This window comes from Clostridia bacterium (assembly GCA_016887505.1).
Taxonomy (GTDB): domain Bacteria; phylum Bacillota; class TC1; order TC1; family UBA5767; genus UBA5767.
Genome location: CP069393.1, coordinates 462,945 through 485,822, shown reverse-complemented (window position 1 = coordinate 485,822; position 22,878 = coordinate 462,945). Strand labels below are relative to the sequence as shown.

At 39.5% G+C, this 22,878-nt stretch carries 20 protein-coding genes and 4 tRNA genes; 2 read left to right on the top strand and 22 right to left on the bottom strand.

Features of this window, described 5'->3' with window-relative positions; genetic code table 11:
• Positions 1-63: 63 nt before the first annotated feature.
• The 21 genes from clpX to JR334_02280 all read right to left on the bottom strand — a co-directional run bounded on the left by clpX (position 64) and on the right by JR334_02280 (position 18,964).
• Positions 64-1,329, bottom strand: coding sequence for an ATP-dependent Clp protease ATP-binding subunit ClpX (gene clpX / locus JR334_02380; protein ID QRN86096.1), 1,266 nt, complete (start codon positions 1,327-1,329; stop codon positions 64-66).
• Positions 1,330-1,347: 18 nt separating this feature from the next.
• Positions 1,348-1,935 carry an ATP-dependent Clp endopeptidase proteolytic subunit ClpP gene (gene clpP / locus JR334_02375; GenBank protein ID QRN86095.1) on the bottom strand — a complete coding sequence of 196 codons (588 nt, stop codon included), beginning with the start codon at positions 1,933-1,935 and terminating at the stop codon, positions 1,348-1,350.
• Between the two features lie 97 nt (positions 1,936-2,032).
• Positions 2,033-3,340 (bottom strand): trigger factor, encoded by a 1,308-nt coding sequence (locus JR334_02370; protein ID QRN86094.1) that lies wholly within the window; start codon positions 3,338-3,340, stop codon positions 2,033-2,035.
• 122 nt (positions 3,341-3,462) lie between these two features.
• Positions 3,463-3,537, bottom strand: a tRNA-Gly gene (locus tag JR334_02365).
• Positions 3,538-3,542: 5 nt separating this feature from the next.
• Positions 3,543-3,627, bottom strand: a tRNA-Leu gene (locus JR334_02360).
• Positions 3,628-3,631: 4 nt separating this feature from the next.
• Positions 3,632-3,708, bottom strand: a tRNA-Lys gene (locus tag JR334_02355).
• Between the two features lie 5 nt (positions 3,709-3,713).
• Positions 3,714-3,788 (bottom strand) — tRNA-His (locus tag JR334_02350).
• A gap of 104 nt (positions 3,789-3,892) precedes the next feature.
• Positions 3,893-4,456 carry an HDIG domain-containing protein gene (locus JR334_02345; GenBank protein ID QRN86093.1) on the bottom strand — a complete coding sequence of 188 codons (564 nt, stop codon included), beginning with the start codon at positions 4,454-4,456 and terminating at the stop codon, positions 3,893-3,895.
• Between the two features lie 8 nt (positions 4,457-4,464).
• Positions 4,465-5,010, bottom strand: coding sequence for an isochorismatase family protein (locus JR334_02340; protein QRN86092.1), 546 nt, complete (start codon positions 5,008-5,010; stop codon positions 4,465-4,467).
• A gap of 10 nt (positions 5,011-5,020) precedes the next feature.
• Positions 5,021-5,812, bottom strand: coding sequence for an aminotransferase class IV (locus tag JR334_02335; GenBank protein QRN86091.1), 792 nt, complete (start codon positions 5,810-5,812; stop codon positions 5,021-5,023).
• Between the two features lie 4 nt (positions 5,813-5,816).
• Positions 5,817-6,914, bottom strand: coding sequence for a polysaccharide deacetylase family protein (locus tag JR334_02330; GenBank protein ID QRN86090.1), 1,098 nt, complete (start codon positions 6,912-6,914; stop codon positions 5,817-5,819).
• Between the two features lie 19 nt (positions 6,915-6,933).
• Positions 6,934-8,343: a HAMP domain-containing protein gene (locus tag JR334_02325; protein QRN86089.1), complete on the bottom strand. Its 1,410-nt coding sequence runs from the start codon at positions 8,341-8,343 to the stop codon at positions 6,934-6,936.
• 71 nt (positions 8,344-8,414) lie between these two features.
• On the bottom strand, positions 8,415-9,071 hold the full coding sequence (locus JR334_02320; GenBank protein QRN86088.1) for a flavodoxin family protein: 657 nt from the start codon (positions 9,069-9,071) through the stop codon (positions 8,415-8,417).
• A gap of 424 nt (positions 9,072-9,495) precedes the next feature.
• Complete coding sequence (locus JR334_02315; protein ID QRN86087.1) at positions 9,496-10,272, bottom strand: SDR family oxidoreductase; 777 nt, start codon at positions 10,270-10,272, stop codon at positions 9,496-9,498.
• Positions 10,273-10,311: 39 nt separating this feature from the next.
• Complete coding sequence (locus JR334_02310) at positions 10,312-10,866, bottom strand: TIGR01440 family protein (GenBank protein QRN86838.1); 555 nt, start codon at positions 10,864-10,866, stop codon at positions 10,312-10,314.
• Between the two features lie 17 nt (positions 10,867-10,883).
• The gene (locus JR334_02305) at positions 10,884-12,092 is read right to left on the bottom strand and encodes an MFS transporter (GenBank protein QRN86086.1); all 1,209 of its coding nucleotides are present in this window, start codon (positions 12,090-12,092) and stop codon (positions 10,884-10,886) included.
• A gap of 76 nt (positions 12,093-12,168) precedes the next feature.
• Positions 12,169-13,620: an APC family permease gene (locus tag JR334_02300; GenBank protein ID QRN86085.1), complete on the bottom strand. Its 1,452-nt coding sequence runs from the start codon at positions 13,618-13,620 to the stop codon at positions 12,169-12,171.
• A 26-nt stretch (positions 13,621-13,646) separates the two neighbouring features.
• On the bottom strand, positions 13,647-14,774 hold the full coding sequence (locus tag JR334_02295) for an ATP-NAD kinase family protein (GenBank protein QRN86837.1): 1,128 nt from the start codon (positions 14,772-14,774) through the stop codon (positions 13,647-13,649).
• A gap of 69 nt (positions 14,775-14,843) precedes the next feature.
• Positions 14,844-16,427 carry an aminomethyl-transferring glycine dehydrogenase subunit GcvPB gene (gene gcvPB, locus JR334_02290; GenBank protein ID QRN86084.1) on the bottom strand — a complete coding sequence of 528 codons (1,584 nt, stop codon included), beginning with the start codon at positions 16,425-16,427 and terminating at the stop codon, positions 14,844-14,846.
• Between the two features lie 37 nt (positions 16,428-16,464).
• Positions 16,465-17,853, bottom strand: coding sequence for an aminomethyl-transferring glycine dehydrogenase subunit GcvPA (gene gcvPA, locus JR334_02285; GenBank protein QRN86083.1), 1,389 nt, complete (start codon positions 17,851-17,853; stop codon positions 16,465-16,467).
• A gap of 235 nt (positions 17,854-18,088) precedes the next feature.
• Positions 18,089-18,964 carry an SDR family oxidoreductase gene (locus tag JR334_02280; GenBank protein QRN86082.1) on the bottom strand — a complete coding sequence of 292 codons (876 nt, stop codon included), beginning with the start codon at positions 18,962-18,964 and terminating at the stop codon, positions 18,089-18,091.
• A gap of 378 nt (positions 18,965-19,342) precedes the next feature.
• Here JR334_02280 and JR334_02275 point away from each other — a divergent pair, with 378 nt between their 5' ends.
• Positions 19,343-20,413, top strand: coding sequence for a response regulator (locus tag JR334_02275; protein ID QRN86081.1), 1,071 nt, complete (start codon positions 19,343-19,345; stop codon positions 20,411-20,413).
• Between the two features lie 10 nt (positions 20,414-20,423).
• The gene (locus JR334_02270; GenBank protein QRN86080.1) at positions 20,424-21,689 is read left to right on the top strand and encodes a PocR ligand-binding domain-containing protein; all 1,266 of its coding nucleotides are present in this window, start codon (positions 20,424-20,426) and stop codon (positions 21,687-21,689) included.
• A 152-nt stretch (positions 21,690-21,841) separates the two neighbouring features.
• On the opposite strand, the gene JR334_02265 is transcribed toward JR334_02270, so the two are convergent.
• Positions 21,842-22,870, bottom strand: coding sequence for a 3-deoxy-7-phosphoheptulonate synthase (locus tag JR334_02265; protein ID QRN86079.1), 1,029 nt, complete (start codon positions 22,868-22,870; stop codon positions 21,842-21,844).
• Positions 22,871-22,878 lie beyond the last annotated feature (8 nt).

The window sequence follows — 22,878 nt, the reverse complement described above, 5'->3', positions numbered from 1 at the left end:
CAGTCATACCATCACCTCTATTTCTAGTTGAAAAGGACAACAGAAAACTGCTGTCCTTTTATCTCACGCAATTTCTTCAGATTGTTCCTTCTTACCGTCTTTTATCTTAAGAATCGGTTTGGTTCTTTCTTTCACGGTCTCTTCCGTGACTATACACTGGACGACATCCGTTCTAGACGGAACTTCGTACATGATTTCCATCATGACATCTTCAATGATGCCTCGCAAACCACGTGCACCCGTTTTTCTAGTCAAAGCTTCCTTGGCAATAGCCTTTAGAGCTGCATCTTCAAATACAAGGTCTATATTCTCATATTCCATAAGGTGCTTATATTGCTTTACTAGAGAGTTTCTAGGCTTCGTTAAGATGTTCATCAATGCTTCTTCGTCTAATTCCTTGAGGGCTACAGATACAGGTAATCTTCCAATAAATTCCGGTATTAGACCGAATTTCAAAAGATCCTCTGGCTCCATTTTCTCCATCAAAGCATCATTCGTCATCAAACTTTTTTCTTGGATATCCGCACCAAAACCAATCGTTTTAGCATTCACTCTTCTTGCGATAATTTTTTCTAGTCCTTGGAAGGCTCCACCGCAGATAAAAAGAATATTTTCCGTGTTAATCTTTAGATATTCTTGATGAGGATGTTTTCGACCACCTTGTGGCGGCACGTTAGATTCGGTGCCTTCAATTATCTTCAACAAGGCCTGTTGAACACCTTCACCTGAAACATCTCTTGTAATAGACGGGTTTTCAGATTTTCTTGCAATTTTATCTATTTCATCAATATAAATGATTCCTTTTTCCGCTTTTTCAATGTCATAATCTGCAGCCTGTACTAGGCGCAAAAGAATATTCTCGACATCTTCACCAACATAGCCAGCTTCAGTTAATGTAGTGGCATCTGCTATGGCGAATGGAACCTTTAGAATTTTAGCCATAGTAACGGCTAGAAATGTTTTACCACTTCCAGTCGGTCCTACAAGCAAAATATTAGATTTTGTAAGTTCCACATCAGAGTCTTGGGACTTGTTACTGCCAATACGTTTATAATGGTTATATACGGCAACACACAGCGCTTTTTTTGCTTGGTCTTGTCCGATAACGTATTCGTCTAGTGCAGCTTTCATTTCTTGGGGCTTCAGAACCTCTCCCATTTCTAAATCATTAGAGATACTTTCTCCAAATTCTTCCTCCATGATGTGATTGCACAGCTCAATGCATTCATTGCAAATAAATACACCTGGGCCAGCAACTAAATGTTTTACTTCTGCTTGGCTTTTGCCGCAGAAAGAGCAAAACAGCTGATCATCTTTTTTCGATGTCATATGCTTACTTTCTCCTTTTTAATCCCTGCTCCTCATGACTTCATCAATTAACCCATATGCCTTGGCTTCCTCAGCAGTCATAAAATTATCTCTATCTGTATCTTTTTCAATTTGTTCCACAGGCTGCCCTGTTCTTTCAGCCATAATGCGGTTCAAGTCAGACTTCATCTTAACAATACGTTTTGCCTGTATTTCTATATCTGTCGCCTGTCCTTGTGCACCACCAAGTGGTTGGTGAATCATAATCTCGGCGTTGGGTAACGCAAAACGTTTGCCCTGCGTGCCTGCAGTAAGTAAAAATGCACCCATACTAGCTGCGAGTCCTACACATATCGTTACTACATCGTTCTTAATATACTGCATGGTATCATATATCGCCATGCCTGCAGTGATCGAGCCACCGGGACTATTGATATAAATATATATATCTTTCTCGGCATCTTCACTTTCTAGAAAAAGAAGCTGGGCAATCAAGAGATTTGCTACTGTGTCATCAATCTGTCCACCCAAAAAAATAATTCTGTCTTTTAGCAGCCGTGAGTAGATATCATACGATCTCTCGCCATGACCTGTCTGCTCTACGACCATCGGTACCAATGGTGCCATATTAATCACGACCTTTCTTCGTATATTCCGTATATAGTAAGAGGTACAGGAATACAAGATTCCTGTACCCAATTATATACTAGTTTATTTATCTATCCTATTTTTCTTCACTAACTTCTGTTATTTTTGCTTCTGACTGAATCAAATCAATCGCTTTTTCGAACGCAATACTTTGCTTCAAGGACTTCATTTCTCCTTGTGCTGTAAAGAATGCTTTGAGGTTTTCAATATCTTGTCCGTACATCTTAGCCATTTTTTCGAGTTCGGCGTCGATATCCTCATCCGTCACTTCGATATTCTCAGCCTTAACAACTGCTTCTAACATCAAATCAATTTTCACTTGAACTTCTGCTCTCGGTTTGTATTCTTCTTTTACTTTGTCCATATCCAGGCCAGAGAATTCCAAGTATTGCTCCAATGTCGCGCCCTGCTGAGACAAACGTTGCTCAAGATCCTTTACATATCCATCAATCTTTGTATCAATCATTACTTGAGGAATTTCTACTTCAATATTTTCAGCAGCTTTTTCCATCAGTTCCATACGTAAGGAATTGGTACTTTGATCTTCCAACGCTTTTTTCATTTTATCTTCAATATCTTTTTTCAGTTCATCCAAAGTTTCAAACTCACTGACATCTTTTGCAAACTCATCATCCAAGTCAGCTAAAAACTTTTTCTTCATGCTCTTTAGGTTAACCTTGAAAATAGCTTCTTTACCAGCAAGATTCTCTGCGTGATATTCTTCAGGGAAGGTTACCTTTACGTCTTTTTCTTCTCCGACAACCATTCCAACCATTCCATCTTCAAAACCCGGTATGAAAGAACCTGAACCAATTTCCAATGAATGATTTTCAGCTTTTCCACCTTCAAAGGCTACGCCATCAACAAATCCTTCAAAATCCATCAAGGCAATATCGCCATGGGCCAAGGTGCCCTCTTCTACGTCTTCAATTTTAGCATAACGATTTCTCATAGTTTCAATTTCATGATCAATCATCTCTTTTTTAACTTCAGCTGATTTTTTATTTACTTCCAAACCTTTGTAATCTCCCAACGTAACTTCAGGTTTAACCTGCAGTTTCGCCTTAAAGATAAACGGTTCATCTTTTGCACATTTAATCAGCTCAACATCCGGTCTATCAATCGGCTCAATGTCTTCCGCTGTAATAGCATTATAATAAGCACCTGGAATAACATCATCTGCAGCTTCAGCTAAAATTGCTTCAACACCGATGTTCTTTTCCAGCAGAGCTGTAGGAGCCTTGCCCTTGCGAAACCCTGGAAGCTCCATTTTACCACCCATCTTCTTGATAGTGGCCTGATAAGCTTTAGCGAATTCCTCTTGGGAAACCTCTATCTCTAAACCGACAAAATTCTTTTCTAATTTTTCAACTTTTACAGACATACAATCCTCCTAAACCCTTTGACAATTTATTCTTTTACTATCTATATCGTCCTTATATATAAAAACATAAAAACACACATAATACAATACCTCGGCAAGATTAACCTGCCGAGGTAGTCATTTGGAGCGGAAGACGAGATTCGAACTCGCGACCCTCGCCTTGGCAAGGCGATGCTCTACCACTGAGCCACTTCCGCATATGTGGTGCGGGTGAAGGGACTTGAACCCCCACGGTTTTCACCACTAGATCCTAAATCTAGCGCGTCTGCCAATTCCGCCACACCCGCACTATGGTACCCCATCCGCGACTCGAACGCGGGACACCCTGATTAAAAGTCAGGTGCTCTAGCCAACTGAGCTAATGGAGCATATTTGGGGTGGATGATGGGACTCGAACCCACAACATCCAGAACCACAATCTGGCGCTCTACCTTTGAACTACACCCACCATAATGCTTAAACCACACGTCATCTCTAACGCAAGTGTTATTATATAGAGTCATCTTTCAAAAAGCAATAGTTTTTTAGGTTTTTTTGTAATTAAGACATAACTCAGCCCATGATATTCAAGTCCAATGATTCTTGAACCGGGCGTAATGCCTCAATAACAAAAGAAATATGTTCATTCAATTCCACACCTAGTTCTGCTGCACCTTTGCGAATATCTTCTCTGCTTACTGCAGCCGCAAAACGTTTGTCTTTCAACTTCTTCGTAACACTTTTCACCTTCAAGTCATCAAGGCTTTTGGATGGTCGAACCAAGGCACAGGCTATAATGAATCCGCAAAGCTCATCCACGGCAAATAAAGTCTTGGCCATCTGTGATTCACGCGCAACACCACTATAGTCCGCATGACCCATAATAGCCTTCACCCACTCCTCATCTACGCCCAAGCCTCTAAGAATCTTAGCACCTTCAAAGGGGTGTTCTTCCTCTGTCGGATAACGCTGGTAATCAAAATCATGTAGTAGGCCAACGATACCATATGCTTCTTCATCCTCACCGAAGAATTTAGCATATGCCTTCATCGCAGCTTCTACCGAATACGCATGTTGTAATAATCCCTTTTTATCAGTATATTCTGTAAGCAATGCATGTGCTGTTTCCCTGTTCATTCTTCCTCCTATTTGATTAACTTAGATATTTCTCTAAATTCAGGTCTATCTGAACTCTCTAATAATTCAAAAAGAATTGATTCCACTGTAGTCAAAATAGCCCCAGCATTTTGCATGCGAGCTAGAGCAAGCTCCATATCACGCTGCTTGCGTGATGAGAGAGCATCTACTGGTATCACGCAACGATAGCCATCGTGCTGTAAATCTAAAACTGTCTGCAATACACAGATATGGGCCTCTATGCCCAGAAGTATAACGGTCTTTTTTTGCGTTTCATGGAGAATCTGTTGCACCTCAGATTCATCTCCAATGCTAAATGAACGCTTCTCAATGAATTTTTGGCGTTTTCCCAACAACTCCATTATTGGTTCTATTGTTCTTCCTAATCCTTTAGGATACTGTTCTGTCACCGAGATGGGAATTCCAAGTACTCTCATACCCTTCAACAGCTTTACAGATTCGCTAACTAGTTCTTGTGGCTCATGCATCACGGCTACCAGCTTATCTTGTATGTCTATCGCGATGCATATACAATCTTCACGTCTTATTCTCACACTATTCCCCTTAATATATTGACAGGTCTTTGTTGACTACCTGGCTGAAAGCTTGCATGCAAGCTCGTAAAACTTGGTTTTTTGAGTCGTATTTGAATGAATCTATACAGCAGATTGGAAGAATATGCAACGATGTGCCTGTTAAAAAAGCTGCATCCATATTTTCCAAATCGGCCTGGCTTATCCTGCTTTTACTTAACTCAAATCCTGCATTCTCGATCGCTAATTCTGCATAGCGCCTGGTAATACCAGGCAACACATTCGTCTCCGGTGTCAGAACTGTTTTATCCTTAATGAAAAATATATTGGATTTTGAGCCTTCTGTCACCAAGTCCTCACCATTAATAAGAAGGACTTCAAATACTTGTTTCTCTGCTACCAATTCCTTGATTCGCTCTTTGTAATCGTCATGCCATACCTTAACCTCGGGATTAGAACGCTCTATACGAGCTGCTGTAAGCCGAACACCATCTTGGTAGTCTGATTGGTTTGGATACACACTTTCTACAAACCCCATTGCAAGACGATAATCGCCACCTGCAAGTATCTTCACATTACAGCTAACTGTCTCATCCCCATTGACCTTAATCAAATCAAACAATACGTTTGGCAGGTCCACTACCTTATCATAACCCATTTTAGCAAGGCTACGGTTCACCCTATCGATATGGGCATCTAAAAATAATGGTTTGCCACCAATGATTCTCATGACATCGTAGGTCGCAGATTTTTCCTCCGACAACTCTTTATCTGTGTCGATAAAACTACCATCTAGATACATTTTGTTAAAAATTGCTTTCATCTCATTATTCCTCGCTTGATACTTCTGGTTCGTAGAAATAAATCTCCTTGCCATTACTGACTACGTTTTCGCTTCCTTCTGGAACAGTTATAATTTGGGCATTGCCATCACTTATAAACTTTGCCTCTGGGTGGTTTATAAAATACTCTAGGTAGGAATACATACCTACGTTATCCACATTCATTTCGCTAGCTCGAACTCGAGGTAGATGCAGTGCATCAAAACGCTCATCAAATGGAGAGTATGCTGGATTGCTTCCCACATTCAAGATTGCCAAGTTTTCATAAGAGACGCCCTCGTAACTGCCTTTTTGCAAGTAAATTTCAAGTTCGTCAGCACGTGGTCTTGAGCCATAAGGAAGAGCTAGTGTGTTAACCTTATATGTTTCGGCGTCGATTAAAGATTCGAGGTTTTGAGCTTGTCCGCCAATTTCCTTTTGAATTTTTTCTGCATCTGCATCCTTAAAATTGACATGGTTCTGCGTATGATTGCCGATATCCATTCCTTGTTCAATAATATAATTAATCTTAGCTATCTCCTCATCACTTGATCCAAAGGCACTAGGTCCATCGGCAAAAAAGGTTACTTCTAATGGAAAATCAGGATGCATTTCGTGGAATGCAACAAGAATACCTACCGCACAGTCTGGATCCACCGTGCCATCTTCTAGATAGCGCATATTATTTTCTTGCGCATCATCAAATGTTATAATCACCGGCGTATATCCTTGTTCAGTCGTAATATTTCCCGTAGCAAAATCAGTCAAGCTAAGTGGTCTATACCCCTGCTCATACAGATTATTCAGATCCTTCCTGAAATTATCTGGTGTTCTAACCCAATCTTGTTCTACCTCATCAATATTATGATACATAAGTACCATAATCTTACCTAGTTCATTCGGCATAAGAGAAAGGTCGATTAGTTCTTTCGGGTCAATAGGTATGGGTTCTTGTGCTTCCTCTGGTATTTCCCGTTCGATAATTGCTTCTTCGGCTGGCGTTTCGTTTAAATCTCCTTCACCAATCGCAACTTCCTTGTTACCACAACCTGCCATAACGAACAGCACCAGTAATAAAATGATGATACTTGTTTTGTTTTTCATATTCTGTCCCCTTCTTCCATTACTGAATGCCCGGTGTATACCGTGGCACACGTAAAATGAATCCTGTAACCTTATCTCCCTGTAATACTTCCATATCTCCCGATGATTCTTCCAATATTTCCTCTAGCAAGAGAAGCGCCTCTACCAAATTCTTCCTAATTGGTGTGGAATTCTTCCGATACACATTGTTCACAAAATCCTCTACAGTAAACTCCTCAATCACCATGGGTTTGGCCCAATAAACCTTGAACTGTAGTTTGGTATAGTCCAGCAAGTCGGATACAGTTTCAACATATATTTTTGTTTGATCACCAGTAAATTCATCCATCCTAGTTATAAGACCATCTAAAAGCTTGATCGTTTTTTTGCGGTCAATATATAACATAGAATTTTCATACGGTTCTAACAAAAATATGTTTTTTTTATCTCGCTTGTTCTGTTCCCTACTGCTTTTCAATTGTTCGATAATCTTGTAGCTTGACACAATTTCACTTTTTAGTCGTATCCTAGTTACCTTACCTTGCGTGTACAAGCTGAGATCTTCTAAAAGCTCTCTAATTTGCTTTCGAATATTTTCTAGTTGCTCATTAGGATCTGATTCCGTATCTTCCGACAAATCGTTCTGATCTAGTGTCTCCACTAAATCATCATATACATTCTTTACATATATTCGGTTGTGCTCCTTTTCCTTTAAACGACTCTGGATTGAAGACATCAGGCTATTCTTCATAAGATTAAAGTCATCGCAAAGATCACCCAGCTCATTGTTCGTCTCGCAACTCATTTCAAAATCGAGCTGTCCCTCAGCAATACGTCTAGTAGAAACCCTCAATGCTTTTACAGGCTTTAGGATTTCCCGATAAATTACAATCAACAATAAGATCGTCGACAATAATAAAATCACTGAGCCATAGTAAAATGGATGCATATAAAAATCAGCCATTTCACTGTAAATGCTATCTTCTATCTCTTTGGGGTCATCCACAATAATGGCATATGCTACAACTTCATTGCCCTCATTTATAGGCCTAATATATTTCCCATTTGTAGAAAACAAATTACCTTGTTCTGAAATCAGCTTAAGCTCATACTCCATATTTAGGCTATTGCGAACTTCTGTTGGATATTTGGAATCAAAGAGCAATATCCCGTCTTTTCGAACCACTCTCAAATGCGCATTATATCGGTCTAACGATTGCTTTACGCCGGCACTAAGATAATCGATTCCTAGATATTCATCATAGGCTACTTCTACATGATCGAAAACCTGATCATATATTGCATATCGCTCACGGAACATCTTCTCGACCGTGTCCTTTTCCACTATGCTCATGTTGTAGCGATATAGAAGCAAAGTAGTAAGAACGGGTATAAGCATTAGTATTAGTACTATGGAAATAAGTTTAACACTCAGTCTACTTCTCCGCACGTAACTCCCTCCAGCTCTTCCGTCTACATTCATTACTCTAATCCTAGCATTTTAGCAATCCTTTTACAAACCTAAAAAGCACATCTTAGTCTTGCCAATTTTTGGCCATAATATCTCAAATATTTTTCCGCTCCTGCCTTTTTTATGCCATAATCCAACCATAAATCATTTTTTACGTCCTCAGGCCGGTCTGCTAGTAATGCTAGCCCTTGCGGTGCCTGATACTCTCCTAATCCTACCGGAATCATCTGAGTCACCAAATAGTAATGCATAATATCAGCCAGAACTCGTTCCTGCCCCCCATGCCTTGCACCTCCAACACATATTGCAGCACCATATTTCCCAGCCAAGAAGGAATAATCCTTATCTTGGTCAAAGGAGCATAATGCATTGGTTCGCTCCATTAATGTCTTTAGCAGTGAACTCATATTACCGAACAATACAGGTGAAAGCATGACCAATACATCTGATTCCACCATGGTCTGCAATACATCTGCAGCGTCATCCTTTCTCGTACAATGGTGCCAACCACCGAACGCTGGTTTTCCCTCCTTATCTACAGGATGGCATTGCCTATGACATTCTCCTTGGCAACGTGCAATGGATTTATCGCCTAGATAAATCAATTTTGTTTCAGCCCCTTCTTCTTCGGCACCTTTCAACAAAATTTCAGCCGCTGTAATGCAATTACCGATTCTTTGGCTCCCCACAATCGCTGTAATTTTCATTCAATATTTAGGCAGGTTCCTTATGGTAATGGTGGGAGGTTAATCGATACTCCTCCACCTGCTTCCTCCTTTTTACGAATATATGATTTTGGTACCACACAATATGGTTATCAACCTGATGCAGTAGTGACTATCGTTTTTTCTTTCTTATTTCATTCTCATATATTATACTATGATAAAAGTAATCAACCTACAAATGTTTCAAAGTAGAAAGGAATTCCATGAATTTAAGCCGTTCGGACATTAAACGATTTATTAAAATATTGATTTTGGCATTGTTGGTAATTTTGTATCTTACACTGCCACCCATATTTGGTACTCGGATCCGCAACCTTATTTTTATTCTATTCTTTATTGCATTATTTGTATTGCCAAATAAATAAGAAATGAGGGCTCCTAGGAGCCCTCATTTTAGTTAATAACCCTACTGAGCAGTCCAACCACCATCTACCGTAATTTCTGATCCTGTACTAAATATGGATTCATCTGACGCAAGAAATAAGTCAGCATAGGCTATGTCTATTGGTCTACCAATATAACCGATAGGATGCATTTTTCCAACCTTTGCAAAATACTCATCTTTGGTTAGGCCAGAATCTGCTGCTTCTTTTTCAGTTAAAGATGTATGTACATAACCTGGGTGTACTGAATTAATCCGGATTTTGTATCCTTTTTCGCCACAAGCAAGTGCAGCAGATTTAGTTAGAATCGTAACTGAACCTTTAGAAGCACAGTACGCTGCTAAGCCAGCTTCTCCCACTTGTCCATCAATTGAAGAACGGTTAACAATAGAACAATTTTCTCCATTGTCTTTCATATTTTCAATGGCATATTTGGTTCCTAAAAAGACACCTGTTGAATTAATTCCCATAAGCCAGTTCCAATCTTCCAAGGTTGTTTCTTCAATATCTTTCCCCAAGGAAACACCAGCGTTGTTCACGAGTACATTTATCTTTCCATACTTTTCTTTGCAAAAAGAGAATAGTTTTAACCAAGACTCTTCCTTGGAAACATCTAAATGACAGAAGCTGGCGATATAACCCTCGTCTGTGATTTTTGCAGCTAGTGCTTCTCCGGCTTCTACGTTTATATCACCAATAATTACCTTTGCACCTTCTCTTGCAAACAGCAGACTGTCTGCCTCACCAATACCCAATGCTCCACCTGATATGATTGCAACTTTACCCTTCAGTCTTTCCATTTCATTCTCCTCCCATGGATTCACAGTCCAGCACGCTCATCATATATCATATTTTGCCCGTTCTCCGCCAATCAGTTTTGGTCTCGTTTTAGCTGCAGTCACATGTGCCGCACCGATACTTTTAACCGACAAACGCAACGGAATCGCTACTCTTTTTAGATGCATTCCAATCAAGGTATCTCCAATGTCTATTCCAGCATCAGCCGCAATCGTTTCCACCATAGCAGGGTTCTTGAGATACCGATAATAGGCACTGCTTAATGATCCACCTGCCTTTGGGTGTGGAACTACAGTAACTCGCTCTAATTCCCTAGAGGCTGCATACTCTGCTTCGACCACCAAGGCTCTATTCAAATGTTCACAACACTGGGTCGCCAAATGTATTCCATGTTTCTTGATTAATGGCATGACCGCTTCGATGATGATTTTCCCGTACTCAGGGACAGATTTTTTTCCAATTCTTGAGCCGTCAATCTCACTTGTGCTACATCCAATCACCAAGAGATCCCCCGCCGATAGAGCGCTTACCTCGATTAATTCTTGCACCAACTTAGTGGTATCAGCTACAATACTTCTTTCAAAATCGTTATCCATCATCTAAACACCTCAATTCATCGATAACGCATCTCGGCTACTGACCGTTTTCTTCCAGTTTCCTTCATATTCCAAGTAACGAAGGCAGCCAGTAACGAAGGCATTGAAAACAGAAATAATACTGTTCTCAGCGACATAAATTTTGTTAGATATCCTCCTAAAAAAGGGGAAACAAAAGCTGCTAGAAATCCACCAGAAAGCATTAGTGCATACACTGCCCCTACCTTTTCAGGAGTCATATCGTCAAATTCCATGGGCATGGTAAATAGAGCAGGAGCCCAACCAGCATTACCAAATCCTGACAAGAATATTCCGAACATCCGGCCAAATCCTGTTAAATACAAGGCCATAGTAGTGCCAATAAATATGGTCAGATGCAATGGCCAAGTGAAGGGTTTTCTGAGCCCGATTTTGCTCATTGCAATGCCACAGGAGAGCCCGGCAATGATTCCTGCAATTGGAAATATGGACATCAGATATGATGATTTTTCTAGAGAAAGCAATGCTTCTGTGTAGAAAAATGTCGCCATATAGGTTGTAACAAACTGAAAACTCCACATATCACAGATATCGGCAATGGTAAGCAGAACTACTTCTCGGTTCTTGATAAGTTCCCTCAAAATATTGCGATTTAGTCGTTCCTCTACTTGCATTGCTTCGGTTTGATCAAAATAATACTTAAGCCACAATAATAGTGCTCCTAAAGAAAATACACCTGGTAGCGCTAGAGTCATCCGCCAGGACCCGAGCAATTTGAATACCGGAATAGTCAAAATAAAAGTCATGGCCGTTGCTAAGTACGGGAGAAGTGAATTTACCGTGTTTAAGTAAGGTCTTTCTTCCTGGGTAAAATAAGTCATAATCACCGTACCCGCAACTGGCAGGCAAAACCCAAAACCTATCCCTATCAATATTCTAGCCAGTAAGAGGGCCCAAAAGCCATTCACAATCAGATTCATAAAAGAACCTATGGACATCAGAATTAAGGCCATGCTGAAAGTTTTCTTGATACCAACGTTTATGAAGAATCCTCCTAAAAAAAGGCCCGAGATGGCTGTAATTAGACCAATTATTGACATGCTTAGACCAGCCTGGGCCATATTCATGCCCAACTCCTCAACTATTAAAGATAAGAACGGTGCCGGCGCAAACCAAAGAATATTTTGCATCATAAGTCCTAAAAACATGACGGTAACAATCAAGAATCTGTGGCTCTTCTCTTTCATACCAACCTAGCTTTCATCGAAAAAAGTAGACCTGCTCCGAAGAGCAGATCTACATACAGGCAACGGAGTTGTTATCTTAAAATTCTTTTTCGCCGTCAGGTGTTACCATCCATACTGGTTCTTTTTTCCAACGGAAAGCGGCCATAAAAGCAATTAGCAATACGCCAATGCCCATGTACCAGCCCCAGCTAATCCATGCACCGATTGGAAGACCAATAGCACATAGGATTGCAATGCCGATAGCAATAAAAAAGGCAAACCATCTGAATCCTTGACCACCTTTTAAAATGTAAGGCCGGTCCCATTCAGGATGATTGATTGCAATTCTTGTTGAGGAGAACATTGTAATCGTATAAGCAATTGCAACGGACAAGGCCATTACTGTGAAAAAGTCTTCCAAATAAGTACCAGCATTCATAATGAAGATTGCACCTAGTGAAAGTCCTAGTACTACTAAGTTTGGAACGATAGGTTGTTGATGTTTGTTAACTTTGGAGAAAACTTTTGGCAAGAAACCTTGTCTTCCCATAGCGTACATCAAACGTACTGTGGAAATCCAGAATCCAAGGATACAGGTACCTATCGTGAACAATACAGCTGTAACTCCAAAGAATATGGAATATCCATACCAGCCTAAGGTACTCTCAATAACTTTTATGGCTACGAATGGAGCGTTGGTTCCAGCTTCAGTTAAAGTAGCCCAATCTCCCATACCTGCCAATGCAAAGAAGAAGAATACATATAAAGCACCGCAAGTTAATACAGAACCCAAGATTGCTTTACTGGTATCTTTAATTGGGAAGTCCCCTTCTTCAACCAGTTGAGGTACAGTTTCAAAGCCGAAAAATGGAGTTACGATCAGGGCAGTTCCAATAATCCAGCCGGCAATACCACCAGTTCCTGCACTTCCGCCACCAGCATGTGCTGATTGGAAGAACGGTGTAAAGTTGGCAAAACTCCAATGTCCGGAAAATAGGAAAATGATTCCTGTTAATGTAACACCAAACAATGCTGAGAACAACATGAACGTTTGGATTTGTCCAGATAAATTAATGTCACTCAAGCTCAATGCCGTATAAAGTATAAGTACTATGGTTGCGATTGTGACAATTGTGCTAAAGTTCATTTCCAAGCGAAATGCATAGTTTATCCACTCTAGAATGCCCATTACAGCTGCAGGGGGCACTGCAATCCAGGCTGCCATAATTGCCCAAGCAGATAGGAAACCCCAGTATTTGTTTAAACCGATCGTATTAAAAACGAGTTCGGCACCTGTATTCGGAAACATAGCTGTTAATTCACAATAAACAAACGCTACAGGTAATACCATTAAGGTCATTAGGAAAAATGATAAAAATGTTGCAGGACCAGCACCCGTCAAGAAAATGCCATCCCAATATCCGATAAACGTTAGAATTGCTCCCGTTGCCAATGCATACACATAGAGCAGTCTCAGACTTTTCTTCAGTTTACCGGCACCTTCCATACGTGTTCCAGCGCCTGGATTCGTTCCGAGATTATCTGACATACGTTGAACCTCCTTCTCTGGTCATACTAAGAATGCACTTTAAACATTACAGACTCACCATAACCAACAGTCACTCTTGCATATCCACTCAGTTCTTCATTTAGTTTCTCGTCGCCTGTGTCAACTAAAAGTGGTTGAGCGAATAGTGAAAACATTTTGTTCTTTGTGGCAATTATTCTTATGTTATCCAATCCGACTTTCCTGATTACTTTCGGACTCAGTTGCTGATTTCCTCTACCAAATAGGTAGCCTTGTCCGCCAATCACGGTTATTATGATTCGTGCTGAATCATACTTTTCCAAATAAGATAGTATTTCAGTTTCATTAACGTCATTAGCCAAAACCTCATTATTGTATACAAGGTCTACACCTAGCAAGGTGTTAGGAAGCTCTAGTTTGTTCATGACGCCTCTAACAGTCGAACCTGTTCCCATGATATATAAAACATCTTTTTCCAGATTGAAAGCAATGTAGCGTGCAACCAAATCTAGTGCTGCTTCCTCACCATATCCGCGTCCACTTTTCAGGTTTTGAACCATCCTTTTTTCATTGGGGACTCTCATATAACCATAAAGCCTAGCTCGTAATATTCCTTCACGAAAAGCATCTTCATCGATGTCCATTACTTCAGCTTCTTTAACATCTTGAACCTTGCCTTCTAGAAACTCCATTACAAGCTTTCCAGCCGTTTTGGGATTTATTGCGTATACAGCAGAGTGAATTTTACATCCCGCGGGAATACCGAGTACTGCAGTTTTTTCTCCAACAGCATCTAGTATATTTCTAGCGGTACCATCGCCACCAGCAAACAGAATAAGGTCTACGCCTATATCGAAGATTTCTTTTGCTGCTCGGATAGTATCCTCCGGAGTAGTGTGTCCAGAATCAATTTCACCAATAACAATCGGTTCTAAGCCTGCAGCTCGAACCTCATCTTCCCCCATTTCTTTGGGATAGGTATATATTTCCAATGGTTCGGTTGTGAAATCCTTGAACTGGCTGATTGCCACAACCGCTTTATTCGGGCATTCAGGTTTTGCGCCCAGCTCCAGAGCTTTGGCTAAAATGGCTTCACCGTCAGATCCCTTAAGACCAACTCTTCCACCTATTCCAGCTACTGGATTAACAATAATTCCTATTTTTTTAGCCAAAATGTCACACCCTTTTCTAGATTAACCCGAAGGGCAGCCAATAAATGGCTGCTCCTCGGTTTAAAATGTATGCTATTTTACTTTTAGATATTTATCGCCGTGTTTTTTCAAGAATGCTCTCCACGTAATTGCCCATTTTGCTGGATCATCCAGGTCTTCTGGATTAGCAAGGTCGTGAGATGCGCTCTTATGCGGAGCAGAAAGTACTACTTCTGGATTTTCATAGGCTTCATCTGCAACCACTTTCAAGGTCATAAAGTATTCTTCCAAATCACACTTGCTATACGTTTCGCATGGTTCCAATGTCATAGGCTCTGGAATAACCCATGGGTGGTGAGAAGCCCAATACCAAGGAATTCCGTAGTCATTGATTCGTTTGTTAATATCATCTGTACCAATACCAGTATCTTTTTTAAGCTCTTCCCAACTGTAACGGCATTGTTCTTGTCTGGTAATGCCGTTTCCGAGGAATGCTTCTCCAAGACCCTTGATGGAAAGGAGTTTCTTCTCAAGGTAGTTATTGTTCAATACAGAAATATTTGCACACATGCGTAAACCTTCTGCGCCATGCATCATAGCCCAACTATATGCTCTCATGATTACGCCAGCAGTACCAATATACTCTCTAAGTTTACCGAAACTTTCTGGTCTATCGTAATCTCTGTAATATTTGTCTCCGTCAAATTCAATAGTCGGTAGTGGTAAGAATTTAGTCAAAAATTCGCGAACGCCAAGAGCTCCGTTTGCTGGACCCTCACCACCGTGTGGAGTACCAAACGTTTTATGTACATTGAAGTGGCACATATCTACGCCTGCTTCTCTTGCTCTAACCACGCCAAGGAAGGCATTGGCATTGGCTTGGTCGTAGTAGACTAAACCACCTACGGAGTGAACTTTTTCAACAAACTTGTCGATATTAGGATTGTAAATACCAATATCTTCAGGGTTTGTCATAAAGATACCAGCTAAGTGATCACCAATTTCATCAACAGCTTTCTTCAAAGCTTCATAATCAGGAATACCTTTTTCATCCGGATACAAGGTAACAACTTTATAACCAGCTGTATTTGGAGCTGCAGCATCACATGGATGTGAAAAGATTGTAGTGATAATGGTGTCTCTCTTGTCATCTTTTCTAGAAGCATGGTAGGCACGCATTACGGATGCACCACAGTATACAGCATGGTTACCACCACCAGGTTGGAAACTAAAACGATCCATCCCTGAAACTTCCTTCATGATTTGTTCAAATTTATAGAACAATTCCAAAGTACCTTGAATGGTGCTATCAGGCTGTTCTGGGTGTACCTCTGCAAAGTTAGGATTAAGAGCCATTGCTTCGCTTAAACGTGGATTGTATTTCATTGTGCAGGTTCCTTCACTTAAGTCATTACTTAAGTTGGAACCCATTGCTTCCTGAGTCAGATGGATGTAGTGAGCCAAAACATGTTTTTGGTCTACTTCCGGTAAAAGAAGAGGTGCACTTCTTTTTACACTGTCAGGTAACGCTGCAGCAACATCGCCAACAGCTTCAACGATTTCATCCTCAACTTCAGGAACTAATATGCCTCTCGTACCTGGAGTAGAAAGCTCATATATCATCGGTTCATCCCAGCGAGCTTCGTGGAAATTCGTTCTTACATATGGTTTACTCATCTATACTTCAACCTCCATTTTAATTTTTTAAACCCTACTAACATATTTCGTTCAGTGCTACTACCAAATCATCAATATCTTCTTTGGTAAGCATTTCAGTTACACAATACAATGCTGAACTTCCTAGTTCGGGGAATGATTTTGTCAAATCGATGCCACCAAAAATTTTCTTTTTAAGAAGTAGTCTGTTAATTTCAGCAACAGATTTTCCACAATCATCAAAGTTAACAACGAATTCTTTGAAGTTGTATCCATCATATACTTTTACGCCTGGAACCTTAGCAATTTCAGCCTTGGCATAAGCCATACGCTGTAGGATCGTTGAGCCAAGGTCTTTCATGCCAGCAGGACCCATGAGTGCCAAATAAACAGCGGCAATCATTCCATGTAAAGCAGCACAGGTACCAATAAAGTCTTTGCCTTTTTCACGAGATCCATAGGAAGTTCTCTCAAATGCAACCTGGCCGAATCCATACTCGCCTTCTTTTACTGTAGGTAATACACCAAACAATAATGACGGGTACTCAGCTACGAATTTTTCTTCATCTTTTGTTGCAATGAATCCACCTAGTCCACCACCACAAGACATGTGGATACCTAGTGGTTGTAATTCACCAACAGCGTAGTCTGCACCGAAATCTCCAGGTGCTTCCAATACGCCCAATGAAGTAGGATCTACACCTACTGCCACTGTTGCACCTTTAGCATGTGCAATCTCAACAATTTCCGCACCTTGGGTTTCAATGAATCCAAGATAGGATGGATTTTCGAAATAAACCATGGCTGTTTTATCAGAAACCTTGCTTCTTAGATCATCAAGATCTAAACACCGATTCTCAAAATCATATTTTACTTCTACGATTGAAATATCAGGTTTGCAATAGTTTTCGTTAATTATTTTTCTATCAGGACTAATATTCTCAGATACTAATATTTCTTTTCTGCCTGTAGTTCTAGAAGCCATTCTTGAAACGATGGCTATTGCATTCGCCCAATCATAGGTCGGAGTATTACATGCTTCAAAACCGGTTAAGTCTCCCAGCATACTTTCACTTTCAAACAAGATTTGGAATTTGCCATGGTCAGAGAAGGCTTCACCAACATAGGAGGTAAGAATCTCATCACGTCCACCAATGGTGTCACATACAGCTGGTACATAGTGATTCCAAATACCACCACCTAAGAAACAAATATTATCTTTTACGTTCTCATTTTTTGCGAATATTTTTTCAACGTGTCTTTGTAATCTTGCCTCAGATAAAATAGGGGCAGGCATCTTCATTTCACCGTGAAATCTCAGACGATCTGGTATCTCTTTATAAATATCTTCTTCACTCTCAAAACCCAACTCGTCCAACATTGCCTGTCTAACTTCAGGTACTGAATTAGGAATATAAGGATATACAATATTACCTTTACCGCTCATTAAGTTTCCCTCCAATTTATTAGTTTTGGTTGCATTGTGCCTAGAAGCCCATCCCCCCTATCGATTCGGCACAAACATCAAAAAATCGTTCCGAATATTTCTTAACTAAATATTAGATTCACCATAATAAATCGTACTCCTATGGACACTTCCTAGCATATTGTGGCAATTCTTGCTATATCGCAAACCGTTTTCTAAAAGTTGTTATTTTTTGTTCAGCATTTGACAATATCTGTTAGCACATTGCCATGTTGAAGTTCTCCGCTAAAGTGCTCCCACCATCAATAAATATCTGAGTCCCAACCAAATAGGATGCTTCGTCACTAGCTAAAAAAGCGACTAGTTCTCCGATTTCTTCCATAGAGCCCAAACGTCCTAGCGGTATTGAAGTAGCAAGTTTTTCTATTTCTTTGTTTGGATTTATTGGATTAGATTTTAGTACACACTGCTGAAGCGATGGGGTTAGAATGTGGCCCGGGCAAATTGCATTCACGTTAATACCATATCTAGCTGCCTCGTAGGCCAGAGCTTGGGTAAAACCCCAAATAGCAGCTTTAGCAATAGCATAGGATGGCTCGATATTGTCTACTTCTTTCAGCTCTGGCGCAAAAGACATATTAATAATTTTTCCATAATCCTTCTCTAACATATACGGATAAACAGCACGAGAACAATTCCATACGCCTTTAATCGTTTCGTCGAAAAGTGCATCTCGCTCGGTATTACTCAGTTCCATAAATGATTTTAATGTTATGAATCGAACGCTATTCAATAAGATGTCAATTCTTCCTTCTTCATGTACCATCTCATTCAGTACAACCTTAACTGCGTATTGATCACACACATCAAGCAATATCCCATTAACGCAATAGCCTTGTTTTCTTAACTCATGAGCCCTTTCATGTACACTTATATCACTGTCCACCATATAAACCTTTGCTCCATGCTTGGCTAATCCCATGACTCCAGCCAGCCCATTACCTTTAGTGGCCCCGGTCACAATTGCAATTCGCTTGTCTAATTTCTTTTTGTGTATCTCCATCGTTTCCTCCAGCAATAAACCATCAATCAATTTTATTTGTCCTATATAATACTCTTCTTTATCATTCATACATCCCCTATGAAGATAACCTTACAAATAATGATAAAAAGTATCTTTTGCAATAAAAAGTTCAATGATTTTATCGTTTTCCTTGAAACTATTGGCAATTCTTGTCATGCAAATTGCAAATTCATGTTTTTGCGTGATGAGAATCAATATCATTAACGGCTACTCCAGTCTGGCTGTTTCTAATTCTTTAGCATACGAAATGACATTTTAGGACAAAAAAGAATGTTTCCTTTATGTAGGCATATTGGTTTTTTTTACTCACAATTTTCAATTAAAACTTGAATTTTATTCCATATATATTTTAATTCATTTTCAATTTTTCATCTTTTTTGTTATCATTAATATTAGGCAATTGATTCACCTGAAGGGGGGAACTCTATGATCCGAATTCTCATTGCTGAAGACGAAATGTTGGAGATGAAGTACCTTAACAAAATCTTATCTCAAAATAGTCATTTTCAAATCGTACATGCAGCAAATAACGGTAAATCCGCTGTTGAGTATGTCCAAAATAATCCAATTGATATAGCCATATTGGATATTAAGATGCCTGTTATGGGGGGCTTACAAGCTACAGAGGAAATCAAAGCTATCGATAAGAATATTCAGATTATTATCAACACAGCCTATGCAGAGTTTGAACTAGCGCAAAAAGCGCTACGCTTGGGTGCAGATGAATATATTATTAAACCTGCTAAAGATTATCTGCTTACTCAGATTATTGAAAAGTTATACCTTAAAACCAGGCAACAACAACAGACAGGTGGAATAAGTAACAATCAATACAATCTTTCAGACTACCCTCTAATGGAGGAAAAAACACTCATTGGTGCCATGCAACACTATGATGTAAAACTTTTCAAGCGAAGCTATCAAGATTTCATGCGAACTATTCTTATGACTCCAAAAGGTACATCCGTAATCAAATATTGCCTTAAAGATTTCGTAAATGAAATCAGCCGGACCATGGTGCTTATTGGTTTTGATACGGAAAGTATCAACCAATTTAGAAATCAAACAATACATCGTTTAGAAAATGCAAATAGCATTCAAGCTATCAAAAATCTTTTGCTTGAAAGCGAACAAACAATATCAGAAAAGCTTCTCCTACATGACTCTTCAACAATCTATCAGACAAAAAACATTGTTAATTTCATTCAGAATAATTTTCAAGAGGATATAACCCTTAAATCATTAAGTCACCAGTTTCACTTTAGTGAATCACATCTTTCAAGATGTATTAGCAAAGAAACAAATATGTCTTTTCCCCAGTTTCTGAATAAATTGAGGATCAACCATGCTGTACACCTTTTGGAAAATTCAAACCTTAAGGTTAGCGAAATCGCCACGGAAGTTGGCTATCATGACACTAGCCATTTCAACCGTACTTTCAAATCATTCCTAGATTTGACACCTTCTGCATATAGAGCTAAATGCAAGGAGAGATAGTATGCCTCTTATGAAGTTAGTAACAGAGATACACAACATCGATAAGGAAACGCTTAAGGAAATTGAAGAATCTTTTGCACTAGCAACTGGAATGGGTGTTGTTTTTACTGATCCCCAAGGGATACATCTTGGTGAAGGATCAAACTTCTGCACTTTTTGCAAATCTATCCATAGCCATGATGGTGGTCTAAAATGCTGTTATGCCTCTAATCGAGTGGCCGGATTACGCGCTTTAAAACAAAAAAAACCATACATATTTCAATGCCATGCAGGTTTAATCGACATTATCATTCCTATCATAATTGATGATAAATTTGTTGGAACAGTAATGGCTGGTCAAGTACGTTGTGACAACTTGGAGGATGATACCTTTCCCAGTATAGGTGAACAAGACTACAATATGCCTTGGTTTAACACTGAGTATTTTAAAAAGGCACGCGAAGAAACAATGATTATTTCTAAAGAAAGAATCATCGCCGCAGCCAATAGCCTTTTCATGCTAGCAAATTATATCGTGGATAAAAATATCAAAGAAACCTTGGAAGAAGAGCTCCTCAAAAAGCAGGATATTCTCTTCCAGCAAGAAAAGAAACGAACCATATTGGAGCACAGCTTGCGCTTTGCCAAGCTAAGTGCCATGCAGAATCAAGTAGATCCGCATTTTATGTTCAATATTCTATCTAGTATAATTCGATTACTAGAACTTGAAGAATATGACAGTGCACAAAATATCCTAGAAACCTTTACCAAAATGTTGCGCTACAGCCTACATAATAAAACCAATCTAGTAACCTTAGAACAAGAGCTAAACTATATAGAAAAATACTTGTATCTACAAAACTTCCGCTTTGGTGATCGTGTTAAATTTGTGATTGATGTAGAAGATACATTGAAAAGCCTCATGCTTCCCTTCTTCTCGCTTCAAATATTTGTGGAAAACTCAATAATACATGGATTAGAACCTTTAGATCGCGAAGGCGTTGTTCAAATACTGGGACGTGAATCAGAAAATTACTATACCATTATCGTAGAAGATAACGGCGCAGGAATGGATGAGGAACAATTAAACCGTTTCTTTAAAAACATAAAGAAATCCCCATTATCCGATGAAGAGCATTTAAGCACAGACACCCATTACGGTTTAGCCAACACCATCGAAAGATTGAGACTGCATTTTGAAGATGCCTTTACTTATTATGTGGAATCATCCAAAAATATTGGTACAAAAATCATTCTTAAAATTTACAAAAAACATATTCCCAATAGTTCACTCTAGAATCTACTTCGTAGCGAGATGATTGGTGACTATAACGAAATATGACTCATTAATTAACAAAGCAGGCAGACTCTATGAGTCTGCCTGCTACTAGATTATGCACGATTATATTCCGTACAATAATCGTGCTCTTTTCGTTTTAAAACCTTTTATCAGAGTGCTTCCGCTATATCAAAAATCATTTTTTCAGTTTTTGCCCAACCCAAGCAGGGGTCAGTAATAGACCGGCCATAGGTATTCGCCCCGATTTCTTGCCTACCATCTTCTATATAACTTTCTACCATCAATCCTTTGATGGCTTTCTTAAACAAGGAATCATAATGGCAGTTTCGAATCACTTCGTGAGCAATTCTAGGCTGTTGGCTAAAATCTTTATTGGAGTTCGAATGATTCGTATCAATAATAATGGACAAATTCTTTAAATTCCTACTTTCATAGGCGTGGATCAGAGTACTAATATCTTCGTAATGGTAGTTTGCAATACTGTTGCCAAACTTATCAACCGCTCCTCGCAAAATAGCATGGGCTAATGGATTGCCTTCAGTATGTACCTCCCAACCACGGTAGATAAATTTATACTCTGCTTGAGCTGCCTGGATGGAGTTTAACATGATTGAAATATCACCGCTGGTAGGATTTTTCATTCCAATAGGAATATTGATACCACTAGCAACCAATCTATGCTGTTGGTCCTCCACGCTTCTTGCACCTACTGCTACATAGCTTAGTAAGTCATCTAAATATACATGATTCTCTGGATAGAGCATCTCATCAGCACTAGTCAGCCCCGTTTCAGTGATGGCTCTTAAGTGTAGCTTTCGGATTGCTACAATGCCTTGGGCCATGTCGGTTCCTTTTTCAGGATTAGGTTGGTGCAACATTCCCTTATACCCTTGGCCGGTAGTACGCGGTTTATTGGTATAAATTCTTGGTATCATCAAAATCTTATCTTTTACTTTTTCCTGTATCGTCGCCAATCTAGTTATGTAATCTACAACAGCATCCTGATTATCAGCCGAACATGGGCCAATAATCAAGATGAACCGGTCATCTTTACCTGTGAAGATTGCTTCTATTTCCTTATCTCTTTGTTCCTTTATCTTCTTAATGCTCTCCGTAACCGGCATGCTTTCAATAATTTCCTGTGGCTCCGGTATCTTTTGTACTTTCGTGAATTTCATATTGTTCT